The sequence below is a fragment of the Microbacterium sp. zg.Y909 genome, assembly GCF_024626565.1.
On sequence record NZ_JANJFJ010000117.1, the window covers coordinates 1 to 12258 of the forward strand.

Consider the following 12258-nt stretch of genomic DNA (forward strand, 5'->3'; position numbering starts at 1 on the left):
GCCGAGTCCAGGATCGTCTCCTTGGTCTCATTCGTGCCGTGGGGGATGGCCAGCTCGTTGCCCATGTAGGTCGAGACGGTCTCCTCGCGCTGCTGCATCGCGTCGTAGTAGGCGCCGGTCACAGCCCCCGCCGCCTGGAGGATGTCGGCGGCCTCCTTCATCGCGTCCTCGCGGCTCACCGAGCCCGGGTGGATGCGGACCTGTCCTACGTTCAGCACCTCGCGTGCCATGTCGTACCCCTTTCATCGGGCGGATGCCGCGGCATCCGTCCCCTTCACTGTCTCAGTTCGCTCCTCGCCGGCCAGAGGGCTTGCGCTCTCTGCGCGGGCGTGGCTAGCGGTCGGAATGCGAGACGCCGCGGGGCCGGGGGCATGATGCCACCCGGCCCCGCAGCTGTCTGTGTCAGGCTCCGTCGTGCTGCTCGCGCACCAGCTCCACGACCTCGTCGTACTTCGGCGAGTTCATGAAGTTGTCCACCGACACGTGGATCGCGTCCGGCGTCTGCCGGCGCGCCCGGTCGGTGAGCTGGTTCTGCGTGATGACCAGGTCGGCGGAGGGGTCGAGATTCGCGATCGCCTTGTTGACGACCGTGACATCGTCGATGCCCGCCTTCTTGATCTTGTTGCGCAGGACGCTGGCGCCCATCGCCGACGAGCCCATGCCCGCGTCGCACGCGAACACGATGTTGCGCACCGGCTTCACCGCGACGGTGCCGCCGCTGAGGCGCCCACCGGTCTCGGCCTCGGTCTCGAGGCGGTCCACCGCCTGCTCGCCCTCGCGCACGCCCTCGCGGTCCGTGCGGCCCGAGGCGCGCAGCGCCTCCATGGCAGCCGACGTCTTGCCCTTGTTCGCCTCGGTCTGCGAGACCGCGGAGGCGAACTGGTCGCCCTCGGCCAGCAGGTCGCGCTTGCGCGAGGCCCGCAGGATGAGCGACGCCACGATGAACGTGACTGCCGCCGAAAGGATGACCGACAGGATGACGCCGACGTAGCTGTCGTTCGCGGTCTGTGCGAGCACAGCGATGATCGAGCCCGGTGCCGCCGGAGCGCGGAGCCCGGCGCCGAACAGCATGTTCGTGGTGACACCGGTCATGCCGCCCGCGATCAGCGCGACGATCAGCACCGGCTTCATCAGGGCGAACGGGAAGTAGACCTCGTGGATGCCGCCGAAGAACTGGATGACGGCCGCTCCCGGTGCCGATGCGCGTGCGGCGCCGATTCCGAAGAAGGTGAACGCCAGCAGCAGGCCGAGACCGGGGCCGGGGTTGGCCTCGAGCAGGAACAGGATGGACTTGCCGGTCTCGTCCGCCTGGGCGATGCCGAGCGGGGTGAGCACGCCGTGGTTGATGGCGTTGTTCAGGAAGAACACCTTCGCCGGCTCGATGAGGATGCTCGTCAGGGGCAGCAGGTTGGCCTCGACCAGCCAGTCCACCGCGTTGCCGAGGACGTCCATCAGGCCGTTGACGAGCCACGCGACCGGGTAGAACCCGACGATGGCCATGACGAAGCCCCAGATGCCCGCCGAGAACATGTTGACGAGCATCTCGAAGCCGGCCTTGATCTTGCCGTCCCAGAGCTTGTCGAGCCACTTCATCGTGTAGGCAGCCAGCGGACCCATGATCATCGCACCGATGAACATGTGGATCTGGCCGAGCGGCGCCACGCCCTCGGGCAGGGTCGCGTTGAACTGCGCGATCAGCGCGTCGGACCCGGCGATGGCACCCATGACGGCGATCGAGCCGACGACCGCGCCGCGCACGCCGTAGACCATGTGGCCGGCGGTGTAGGCGATGATGATCGGCAGCAGGTAGTGGATGAACGGACTCACGATGGTCGCGAGGTCGGCGTTGGGCGTCCAGCCCACGTCGATGAAGAACGCCGTGAAGATGCCCCAGGCGATGAGCGCGGGGATGTTCGGCATGATCATGCCGGACAGGAACGTGCCGAAGCGCTGGACTCCGACCCGCGCCTTGCTACCCCCCTGTGTGGCGGGTGCTGACGCAGTCGTCATTGCTGTGTCTCCTTCTGTCGGGTGGCGGCTTGCTGGGCCGCGAGGCGTGCCCCCGCCGCGTCATCGGCGGTGAGGGCGGCTTCGGCGATGCGCTGGGCATCGTCGAGCGTCTGGGTGAGCAGGCTGGCGCGCACGTCGGCGAGGGCGGTCGGCGCCATCGACAGCGTCGAGGCCCCGAGTCCGACGAGCACAACCGCCAGCAGCGGGTCGGCGGCGGCCTCGCCGCAGATGCCCACGGGCTTGCCGTTGGCACGGCCGGCTTGGCCGACCTCGCGGATGAGGCGCAGCACAGCCGGGTGCCAGGGGTCCTGGAAGGCGGCCACCGAACCGAGCAGGCGGTCAGCGGCGAGGGTGTACTGGGTGAGGTCGTTCGTGCCGATCGAGGCAAAGTCCGCAACGGCGAGCGCCTTGTCGGCCATGAGCGCGATCGAGGGGACCTCGACCATGATCCCGGCCATCTTGAGGTCGTAGTCACGGGCGAGCTCGGTGAAGTACCGTGCCTCCTCGACCGTGGACACCATCGGCGCCATCACCCACACGTCGGCGTCCGTCGCAGCATCCGCCTGCGCCAAGGCCGTGAGCTGTTCGCGCAGGATGTCTTCGCTCGCCCGGAGTGCGCGCAGGCCGCGCAGCCCCAGGGCGGGGTTGTCCTCGTGGGCGTCGTTGAGGAAGGCCAGCGGCTTGTCGGCGCCGGCGTCGAGCACGCGCACGACGACCTTCTTGCCGGGGAACGCCTCGAGCAGCCGGGTGTAGGTCTCCCGCTGCTGGTCCACGGTGGGAGCGGAGTTGGAACTGAGGAAGAGGAACTCGGTGCGGAACAGTCCCACGCCCTCGGCCCCGAGCGCGACGGCCTCTTCGGCGCCCTCCGGCTTGCCGAGGTTCGCCAGGAGCGGCACCAGGGTGCCGTCGGCGAGAGCCCCGGGCGTGATGGGGGCGGATGCCGCCGACGCGCGGGCGTCGGCCCGGTGCTGGGCCCGCGCCAGGTCCTCCGCAGACGGGTCGGTGACGACGACACCAGCAGCGGCGTCGACGATCACCGTCTCGCCGTTGGCCAGCTCGGTCGCGCCGGCCGCGCCGACGACCGCGACGATCGCCTTCTCGCGGGCGAGGATCGCCGTGTGCGACGTGGGGCCGCCGTCGCTGGTGACCAGTGCCAGCACCTTGTCGAGGTCCAGCAGAGCCGTGTCGGCCGGGGCGAGGTCGCGCGCCACCAGCACGAACGGGTGGCCGGGGTCGGGAACGCCCGGCGCGGGCACCCCCTGCAGGTGGGCGATGACCCGCTGGGCGACGTCGTCGAGATCTGCGGCGCGCTCGCCGAGGTAGCCGCCCATGGCGGTCAGCTGCTCGCGGAACGACGCGAAGGCGTCGAAGACGGCGTACTCGGCGGTCTTGCCCTGCGCGATGCGCGCGTCGACCTCCTGCAGCAGCGCGGGGTCCTCGGCCATCATCGACTGCGCCTCCAGCACGTCGCGGGCGGCGCCTCCCGCCTGCGCACCGCGCTTCTCCAGTTCGCGGGCCACGGCACTGACCGACTCGCGGGCGCGGGCGCGCTCCTCCTCGGCATCCCGTGTGCTCGCCGTGTCGGCGGGCGCAGGGAGCGGCTCGGCCATGCGGGCAACGGGACCCTGGGCCACGCCCAGCCCGATGCCCACTCCGCGCAACTCGCTCATCATGTCTCCTTCGTCGTTCATCAGGCGTCGTGGTCGGTGGCCAGCAGCTCGGCCAGGGTGTCGAGGACGTTCTCGGCCCCGTCACCGTCGGCGGTCAGGGTCACGTAGTCGCCGCGCTCCACACCGAGCGCGATGACGCCGAGGATGCTGGCGGCGTTGGTGGGCGCACCGGCATCCTTGGCGATGGTGACGGGGATGCCGGAGTCCTTGGCTGCCTGGGCGAAGAGCTTCGCGGGGCGAGCGTGCAGACCGTTGGTGGAGCCGACGCGGACGGTGCGGGTGATCGCGCTCACAGGACCTCCCTTCCTTCCAGGGCGCTCTGCACGAAGGCGAGGGTGCGGGAGCCGTCGCGGTCGCTGAAGATGTCGTCGGGCAGCAGCACCACCGCGGTGCCGCGGGGAGCGGCCTCTCGGCGGATGTCCTCGAGCGCGTACGTCAGGTGCGGACCCACCAGCACGACGTCGGCGCCGTCGAGATCGATCGGCAGCGACTGTTCCGTGCCGGCGAAGGCCGCGTAAGGCAGGCCGCGATCGTGTGCCGCATGGCGCACGCGCTGGGCAACGAACGTGCTGGACGCGCCCGCGGCGCACACCACAAGGATTCTCATCATCGTGCCTCCTCCTCGGACATCTTTCTCAATACCGGGGCCCGGGACAACCCAGGGTTGCTTCCGCGGGGGCGGAAGGTTCTGCCGGTGTGCGTGGTTGACTGAAGGAACCGACACTAGGGGATCCCCGTGACCAGAGCTAGGCAGGACCGTCTGCTCATGCTGCTCACGCGCGACGGCGACTGGATCACTGCGGCGAGGGCGGCCGACGCGCTGGGCGTGACCCCGCGCAGCGTCCGCAGCTACGTCACGGCGGTGAACGCGCGCGTGCCCGGCGGAACGGCGATCGAATCCGGTCCGCAGGGCTACCGCGCGGGGCCCGAGGCTGGCGCGGCTCTGCGCACCGACTCCGACGGGGGCACCCCACGCGATCGTCTGCACACGCTCGTGCGGGCTCTCCTCGACGAGCACGACGGCATCGACCTCTACGAGACGGCGCATGAGCTGTTCGTCAGTCTTGCCACGATCGAGGCGGACCTCGCCCGGGTGCGGGGACTGCTCGAAGGCACCGAGCTGACGCTCGAGCGCTCGGGGTATCGCGTGAGCCTGCGAGGCACCGAGGCCGCGCAGCGACGACTTCTCAGCAAGCTGGCTCACGACGAGATGGATGCCGGCTCGTTCGACCTCGAGGCACTGCGGCGCACCCTCGGGCTGCGCTCCATCGGAGCCCAGGCCTTCGGTCCCTTCAAGGCGGAGCTCGTGGCCGGCCTCGGGGAGCTGGGCTACTTCGTGAACGAGCTGGGCATCGCCGACGTCGTCATGCACATCGCCATCGCCGCGGACCGGGTCTTGCGGGACCGCGGGCTGGAAGAGGCGCCGGAAGAGGACCCTGCTCGGGCCGAGATCGGGGCCATCATCGACCGGCTGAGCCAAGAGCACCTCGGGGTGCGGCTGGGCGCGGGGGATCGCAGCCATCTGGCCACGCTGGTGCTCACCCGCGTGGTCGCCCCGGGCGCCGGGCCGGTCGACCGAGCGCGCGACCGCCTCGACCCCGAGGTGGAGCGGGTGGTGCGCGAGGTCGTCGAGTCGGCGGCGTCGGAGTTCCTCGTCGACATCGCGCACGAGGACTTCGTACTGCGTCTGGCGCTGCACGTGCAGAACCTGCTGCAGCGCGCCCGCGCCCAGGCGTGGTCCCGCAACCCACTCACCCGGTCGCTGAAGTCCACGTACCCGATGATCTTCGACGTCGCCGTCTTCATGGCCAGCCGACTGGCCGACCGCCTCGACATCCCGCTCATGGACGACGAGATCGCCTACATCGCGATGCACGTCGGCGGGCGGCTGGAGCGCAGCCGGCGCGCCGACCAGCTGCTCACCGCCACGATCGTCTGCCCCGGCTACTACGAGCTGCACGAGCTCTTGCGCTCCAGCGTCTCGCGCTCACTCGGCCAGGCCGTGGAGGTCGTGGGAGTCGAGACGCGCGTGGACCCGGACTGGTCCGGCATCCCGACGGATCTGGTGCTCACCACGATCGACCCTCCGGCGCCGGGGGAGCGGATCGTGCGCATCCAGCCGTTCCTCACCGAATCCGATATCGAGCGCGTGCAGGCGGCGGCCGGGCGGGTGCGCCGCGGACGCCGGCTGGCCAGGCTCCGAGCCGAATTGGAACGCTACTTCTCGCCTGCGGCCTTCGTGCGCGGTCTCGACGGCGAGGGCGGCGAAGAAGCCGTGATCCGGCGACTGGGCGGCCTGCTCGTGGAACAGGGGATCATCGACGAGGGGTACGTGCAGCGCACGATCGAGCGCGAGAACCTCTCGTCCACCGCGTTCACCGACGCCCTCGCCGTGCCGCACGCGATCGGGATGACGGCCACGCGCACCGCGATCGCGATCGGCATCGCCGAGCCGTCGATCCCGTGGGGCGAGGGGCGCGTGCAGGTCGTCGCCTTCACCGCCTTCTCCGAGAACGACCGCGCGGCGTTCCAGACGGTGTTCGAGCAGTTCGTCGAGGTGTTCAGCGAGCGCGACAGCGTGCAGCGCATCGTGCGACGCGGCACCGACTTCGCCGCGTTCCTCGACGAGCTGGTCGCCGTCATCGACGGCTGAGCCCCGCCCCGATCGCCCGCCCGCCGGCCGCCCGCGCGCCCGCCCGGCGCCTCGCCGTTTGGGGCGCGTATCGGGCGACGAACCGTGGAAACCCCGGGTTTGGGGCGCGTATCGGCGATGGTCACCGCGGGGGACGGATGCCGAACGCGGCCAGACGCTCCGCCAAGGTGGCAGCGGTGGACACGTGCGGCCACCCCCATCGGCCGTGGCGATGTTGCGTTGTGCCCCGGATCCAGTCCTCGCGTTGCTTCTCGGCGTCGAAGACGTCGGCGCGAGTGCGACCGTCCAGCATCCGCCCATCGATGTACTTGATCGAGCCGTCGAACTCGCCGTAGGCGTCGGCGTCGTCGATCCCGAAGTCGAGGTAGTAGCAGCCGCCCGTGGGTGAGGGGACGGCAACCTGCAGGCGGATGTGGCGGAACCCCACCTCACGCAGGCGGATGCGACTGATCGTCTCGCCGGGCAGATGTGCCCTGCCGTCGGCGAACTTGAGCACCCGCTCCGCCCGGTTCACCCCGTGTGCGCTGGCGTGGACGATCCGGCGCACGTTCTCTCGGAATTCCTCCGCGCCATCGAGATCGTAGACGCCGTCGCGCGGCGCGAACAGGGTGTGCAGCGCCGCGTCCGCCGAGGTCGCCGCCTGCTCGAAGGTCGCCGTGCGGGCCATGTCCGCGACCGAACGAGCGAGGCCGGTGCACAGCAGCCCGTCGATCTCGACCACGTCGCCGGTGGTCTCTCCGCGATGCCGCACCACCCCATGTGCGGCGCCGGGCCGGCCGGCATCCGCGATGACGTGCAGCCGGTCGTCGCGCGCGCGGTACAGCGGCTGACCCTGCAGCGCCAGAGCCGTTGCATACGCGAAGACGGGCCGCGCGACCGAGACCGCCGCGAGCGCGTGAGCGCGGGCGACGATGCGTTGCTCGGGATACACCGCTCGCCAGGCGCTCGTACTCGCGTAGATGCCGCGACGCAGGCGCACGAGACTTCCGCCGGCCGCGGATGCCGCGATCTGACGGCTGGTCATGCCGCGCTGTCGCAGGTGATCGAGTGTCAGCAGTCGGATTTCCTCGGTCATCCTCGGACGATCGCCGCTCGCGGCATCCGTCCGGGACGGTGATTCGACAATCGGGGAGGACACGCCGTTCCGCGGGGCGTGTGGAGAAGGCGCCGCCCCGGGTCCGGGGCGCGTATCGGGGGACGAACCGCGAAAACCCCGGGTTCGGGGCGCGTATCGGGCGGCGAACCGCGAAAACCCCGGGTCCGGGGCGCGTATCGGGCGACGAACCGTGGAGCGCCGGCGGGGGTCAGCCGCCGCGCAGCCGCTCCTCGAGCCCGAGACGGACGGCGGGCCACTCGTGCGGCAGGATCGAGAACACCACGGTGTCGCGCAGCGAGCCGTCGGGTCCCAGGCGGTGGTTGCGCAGCACGCCGTCCTGTTTCGCGCCGAGCCTGGCGATGGCCTCCCGCGACTGACGGTTGTGCCAGTGGGTGCGCAGCTCCACGGCGATCGCGTCGCACGCGTCGAACGCGTGCCCCAGCAGCAGCAGCTTCGCCGCGGTGTTCACCGCGGTGCGCTGCGCGGACAGCGCGAGCCAGGTGTAGCCGATCTCGACGTGCCGGTTCGGCTGGTCGATGCCGCAGAAGCTGGTCATCCCCACGGCGACCCCATCGCGGAGCACCGCCCACGGGTTCATGGTCCCGGCGTCGCGCATCGCCAAGCGCCGGGCGATCTCTTCCGGCACGCCCGCCGGCGCAGGCACCGAGGTGTACCAGGCGTGCTCCAGCCCGACGGATGCCACCGCGAGGTCGGACGCATGCTGCGGCCCCAGCGGCTCGAGTCGTATGTGGGCGTTCTCCAGGATGGTGGCGTCGCTCAGCAGCACAGCACGAGGCTACCGGGCGCAGCGGACGGACCGGCCCGCCGGCCGCGTCGTCCGTCGCCGATGGTCAGGCTTCCCGCGCGGGCCGCTCGTGCATCGCCGCCTCCGCAGCAGCCGCCGCCGTCGCAGGATCGCCCGCGCGGGAGGCCTCGCGGGCCGCCTGCATGGCACGGCGCCCGACGGGCAGCCCCACCGCGGCGCCGACGACGATGAAGGTCAGGATGCCGGTGGCTACCAGCAGCACCTCGATGTCGACGACATCGGCGAGGGGGCCCAGCACCGACATGCCCAGCGGCATCGCGACGGCCATGACGATGCCGACGAACCCGAAGACGCGGCCCTGCCGCTCGGGATCGACGGTCTCCTGCAGCAGGGTGAACGCCGGTGTGGAGAAGAACGGCACGGCGAGCCCCACGAGGAACAAGAAGGCGAAGAAGATCCATACGGTGGGCGACAGCCCCATGCCGATCGCCAGCAGGCCGAACACCAGGGCGGACGTCACGATCATCCCGATGCGGCTGCGCTTGGCGAAGAACGATGCCACGACGATGCCCCCGAGCATCATCCCGACGCTGAAGGCGATCTCGAGCACCGCGAGGTTGGTGATGTTCTGCTGCTCGCCGGCGTCGAAGGTGCGCACCAGCATGAGCGGGGTGAGGTTCGAGGGCGCCACGCTGAGCAGGAAGATGATCGCGAACAACGCCAGCAGCCATCGCAGGAAGGCGTGGTGCGCGACGTAGCGCACGCCCTCAACGAGGTCGGCGAAGTACCCGGTGGGGGCGTCGTCGGATCGGCGAACGGCGCCGACGGGCACGAACGCGAGCAGCAGGATGCCGACGGCGGCGGTGATGACATCGACGAAGAAAATCGGGATGAGCGACGCCGCCGACCCGCCCCACGCCGTCGCGGCCCACGCGAAGACGGCGCCCGCCGCCGCCGGCGCGAGCAGCGCCATGGCGGACTGGATGGAGCCGTTGACACCGTTGACGCGCATCAGGTTGCGGGCCGGGGTGATCTGCGGGATCAGCGCCGACACGGCGGGGCTCTGGATGCCGGCGCCGGCGGAGCGGATCGCGAGGGTCAGGAAGATGAGCCATACGCCGTCGTAGCCGGTCATCATCATCAGGGCGAGGGACAGGGTCGTCAGGGCGATGCCGGCATCCGCCGCGATGATGAGGTGCTTGCGGTTGTGGCGGTCGGCCCACACCCCGCCGAAGATCGAGACGATCGCCTGCGGCAGCAACCCGAACACCGCCGCGAGCGCCATGATGTCGCCCCGCTGATAGGTCAGCGTCAGGTACCAGAACACGGCGTACTGCACGAGCATCGACCCGAAGAGGCTCGTGGTCTGCCCCGCGAGGAACAGCACCACGTTGCGCTTCCAGTGCGGCGGATCCGCCGCACTGGAAGCGTCTGCGCCCGGCGTGGGCGCGTCGTGTTCGCGCATGTGCGCCTCTTTCAGCCGCGGGCGAGCAGCTCCGTGGCACCGGTCTCGAGCGCCTGAAGTCGCTCGCGCGCGTCGGCGGCGGAGTCGCCGCGCACGTCGAGATAGACCTTGACCTTGGGCTCCGTGCCGCTCGGCCGCACGATCACGCGCGATCCGTCGGCAAGCCACAGTCGCAGCACGTCGCCCGGCGGAAGCCCGTCGACGCCGTCGAGCAGGTCATCGATCCGCTCGACGGCGACACCGCCGACCGCCTGCGGGGGCGCGGTGCGCAGCGACGCCATGATGCGGCCGATGACCGACACGTCGTCCACGCGCAGCGACACCTGGCCGCTGTCGAAGAACCCGAACTCGGATTGGAACTGCGTGAGCAGACTGTTCGCGTCGCCGCCCGATGCGCGCGCCTCGGCGATGAGCCCCAGCATGGCGATCGCGGCGGAGATGCCGTCCTTGTCGCGCACGGTCTCGGGGTTGACGAGGTATCCGAGGGCCTCTTCGAAGCCGTAGACGATGCCGGGTGCGCGCGAGATCCACTTGAAGCCGGTCAGCGTCGCATGCGACGACAGGCCGTAGCGCTCGGCGACCGCCGCGAGACCCGGGGACGACACCAGCGAGCACGCCAGCGACGCCTCCGCGCCGGCTCCCGCTGCGGCCGCGCGCCGCGCGGCCCGCCAACCGAGCAGCAGGCCGACCTCGTTGCCGGTGAGCTTGCGCCACCCGCCGGGCGCGCCCGGGTCGGGGACGGCGACGGCCAGCCGGTCGGCGTCGGGGTCGTTGGCGAGGATGAACTCCGCGCCGACCTCGCGCGCGGTCTGGAACGCCAGGTCCATGGCGCCCGGTTCCTCGGGGTTGGGGAAGGCGACGGTGGGGAAGGTACCGTCGGGCTGCGTCTGCGCCGTCACCAGGGCGGGGGCGGGGTAGCCGGCGCGTTCGAGGATGCGCGAGAGCGTCTCCCAGCCCACGCCGTGCATCGCGGTGTAGACCCAGGTCATGCCGTCGGCACCCGCCGGGGCGGGAGCCACGGCGGCGGTGGCGTCGACGTACGCCTCGACGAGCTCTTCGCCGGCGACCTCGTAGTCGCTCGAGCGGGGGAGGGATCCGACGTCGCCGGCATCCGCCACGCGCTGGATGTGCGCGGCGATATCGGCGTCGACCGGGGGCACGATCTGCGCGCCGTCGTCGGGGCCGCCGAGGTAGACCTTGTAGCCGTTGTCGTCGGGCGGGTTGTGGCTGGCGGTGACCATGACGCCCGCGTCGGCGCCGAGGTGGCGGACGGCGAAGGCCAGCACCGGGGTGGGCAGCAGCCGGGGGAGGAGGATCGCGCGCAGCCCCGCCCCGGCGAACACCTCGGCGCTGTCCCGGGCGAAAACGTCGGAGTTGCGACGGCCGTCGTAGCCGATCACGACGGTGGGCGGGCCATCGGGGCCCGGGCGCTCGAGCAGGAACGCGGCGAGTCCGGCGGCGGCCTGCATGACCAGAACCCGGTTCATGCGGTTGCTGCCGGCGCCCAGGCGCCCCCGCAGCCCCGCGGTGCCGAACGCCAGGCGGGCGCCGAACCGGTCGGTCAGGTCGGCCGATGCCGCCTCGTCGCCCTCGGCCTCACGTGCGAGCAGCTCTTCCAGCTCGGCGCGGGTGACGGGGTCGGGGTCCTGGGCGAGCCAGCGGCGGGCGGCCCGCGTGATGTCGTTCACAGCGAGCCGATCACTCGGGCCAGGAGCGACGAGATGACAGGCTCGGCCTCCCGGCCGGCCTCGAGCACCTCGCCGTGGCTGAGAGGGCTCTCCTGGATGCCGGCGGCCATGTTGGTGATGAGCGAGAAGCCCAGGATCTCCATGCCGGCCTGCCGGGCGGCGATGGCCTCGAGTGCGGTGGACATGCCGACGATGTCGCCACCGATGATCCCGGCCATGCGCACCTCGGCGGGGGTCTCGTACTGCGGGCCGCGGAACTGGCAGTACACGCCCTCGTCGAGCGAGGGGTCGATCGTGCGTGCCAGGTCCCGCAGGCGCTGGGAGTAGAGGTCGGTGAGGTCGATGAACGTCGCGCCCTCCAGCGGCGAGGCGCCGGTGAGGTTGATGTGGTCGCTGATGAGCACGGGCTGGCCGGGGGTCCAGCTCTCCCGCATGCCGCCGGCACCGTTGGTGAGCACCATGATGCGGGCGCCGGTCGCGGCGGCGGTGCGCACGCTGTGCACGACCCGGCGGACGCCGTGGCCCTCGTAGAAGTGGGTGCGCGCGCCGATGACGAGCACGTTCGCGCCAGACTCGGTGCGGACGCTTCGGAGGGTGCCGACGTGACCCTCCAGGGCGGGCCGGCTGAAGCCGGTGACCTCGGTGGCGGGGAAGACGGCGGTCGTCTCGCCGATGAGCTCTGCGGCCTTGCCCCACCCGCTTCCGAGCGTCAGGGCGATGTCGTGTCGCTCGATGCCCGTGATGCGGGCGATGTCGGCGGCGGCGTCGGCGGCCACGCCGAACGGGTCGGCAGCGGGGTCGTCGAGGGGATGGGGGGTCGTGTCGGACATGTCCCCACTTTAGGAAGTCGGATGCCGCGGGGCCAGCCGAGCGGCGTCGGCGCCCGATCGCGCCTGAGAGAATGAAGTCA

The 12258-nt window shown here is 71.1% G+C and carries 11 protein-coding genes; 1 reads left to right on the plus strand and 10 read right to left on the minus strand.

Annotated elements, in window-relative coordinates:
• The 5 genes from NQ160_RS10390 to NQ160_RS10410 form a co-directional block, all read right to left on the minus strand.
• Positions 1 to 230, minus strand: a 230-nt coding sequence (locus tag NQ160_RS10390; protein WP_257515169.1) for a PTS sugar transporter subunit IIA, incomplete at its 3' end; no start/stop codon positions are given.
• Positions 231 to 402: 172 nt separating this feature from the next.
• Complete coding sequence (locus NQ160_RS10395; RefSeq protein WP_257515170.1) at positions 403 to 2010, minus strand: PTS mannitol transporter subunit IICB; 1608 nt, start codon at positions 2008 to 2010, stop codon at positions 403 to 405.
• The gene (gene ptsP / locus NQ160_RS10400; RefSeq protein WP_257515171.1) at positions 2007 to 3680 is read right to left on the minus strand and encodes a phosphoenolpyruvate--protein phosphotransferase; all 1674 of its coding nucleotides are present in this window, start codon (positions 3678 to 3680) and stop codon (positions 2007 to 2009) included. The genes NQ160_RS10395 and ptsP overlap by 4 nt, the downstream gene beginning before the upstream one ends.
• Positions 3681 to 3700: 20 nt before the next feature.
• Positions 3701 to 3973, minus strand: a complete 273-nt coding sequence (locus NQ160_RS10405) for an HPr family phosphocarrier protein (RefSeq protein ID WP_257515172.1) — start codon at positions 3971 to 3973, stop codon at positions 3701 to 3703.
• Positions 3970 to 4287 (minus strand): PTS sugar transporter subunit IIB, encoded by a 318-nt coding sequence (locus tag NQ160_RS10410; protein ID WP_257494662.1) that lies wholly within the window; start codon positions 4285 to 4287, stop codon positions 3970 to 3972. The genes NQ160_RS10405 and NQ160_RS10410 overlap by 4 nt, the downstream gene beginning before the upstream one ends.
• A 159-nt stretch (positions 4288 to 4446) precedes the next feature.
• Here NQ160_RS10410 and NQ160_RS10415 point away from each other — a divergent pair, with 159 nt between their 5' ends.
• A complete protein-coding gene (locus NQ160_RS10415; RefSeq protein ID WP_257515178.1) occupies positions 4447 to 6333 on the plus strand; it encodes a BglG family transcription antiterminator in 1887 nt (628 codons plus the stop codon).
• Positions 6334 to 6454: 121 nt separating this feature from the next.
• Here NQ160_RS10415 and NQ160_RS10420 read toward each other — a convergent pair whose 3' ends face one another.
• The 5 genes from NQ160_RS10420 to NQ160_RS10440 all read right to left on the minus strand — a co-directional run bounded on the left by NQ160_RS10420 (position 6455) and on the right by NQ160_RS10440 (position 12178).
• Complete coding sequence (locus NQ160_RS10420) at positions 6455 to 7408, minus strand: hypothetical protein (protein ID WP_257515173.1); 954 nt, start codon at positions 7406 to 7408, stop codon at positions 6455 to 6457.
• 229 nt (positions 7409 to 7637) lie between these two features.
• A complete protein-coding gene (locus NQ160_RS10425) occupies positions 7638 to 8216 on the minus strand; it encodes a GNAT family N-acetyltransferase (protein ID WP_257515174.1) in 579 nt (192 codons plus the stop codon).
• 64 nt (positions 8217 to 8280) lie between these two features.
• On the minus strand, positions 8281 to 9660 hold the full coding sequence (locus tag NQ160_RS10430; protein ID WP_257515175.1) for an MFS transporter: 1380 nt from the start codon (positions 9658 to 9660) through the stop codon (positions 8281 to 8283).
• An 11-nt stretch (positions 9661 to 9671) separates the two neighbouring features.
• Entirely contained in the window at positions 9672 to 11348 is a 1677-nt protein-coding gene (locus NQ160_RS10435) for a phospho-sugar mutase (protein WP_257515176.1), read from the minus strand.
• Entirely contained in the window at positions 11345 to 12178 is an 834-nt protein-coding gene (locus tag NQ160_RS10440; protein WP_257515177.1) for a purine-nucleoside phosphorylase, read from the minus strand. Before NQ160_RS10440 ends, NQ160_RS10435 begins: the two co-directional genes overlap by 4 nt.
• Between the last annotated feature and the right edge of the window lie 80 nt (positions 12179 to 12258).

Coding starts and splice junctions, on each gene's coding strand:
- NQ160_RS10395 (WP_257515170.1), bottom strand. CDS start 2,010: ATGACGACTGCGTCAGCACCCGCCACACAGGGGGGTAGCAAGGCGCGG.
- ptsP (WP_257515171.1), bottom strand. CDS start 3,680: ATGAGCGAGTTGCGCGGAGTGGGCATCGGGCTGGGCGTGGCCCAGGGT.
- NQ160_RS10410 (WP_257494662.1), bottom strand. CDS start 4,287: ATGAGAATCCTTGTGGTGTGCGCCGCGGGCGCGTCCAGCACGTTCGTT.
- NQ160_RS10415 (WP_257515178.1), top strand. CDS start 4,447: ATGCTGCTCACGCGCGACGGCGACTGGATCACTGCGGCGAGGGCGGCC.
- NQ160_RS10420 (WP_257515173.1), bottom strand. CDS start 7,408: ATGACCGAGGAAATCCGACTGCTGACACTCGATCACCTGCGACAGCGC.
- NQ160_RS10430 (WP_257515175.1), bottom strand. CDS start 9,660: ATGCGCGAACACGACGCGCCCACGCCGGGCGCAGACGCTTCCAGTGCG.
- NQ160_RS10440 (WP_257515177.1), bottom strand. CDS start 12,178: ATGTCCGACACGACCCCCCATCCCCTCGACGACCCCGCTGCCGACCCG.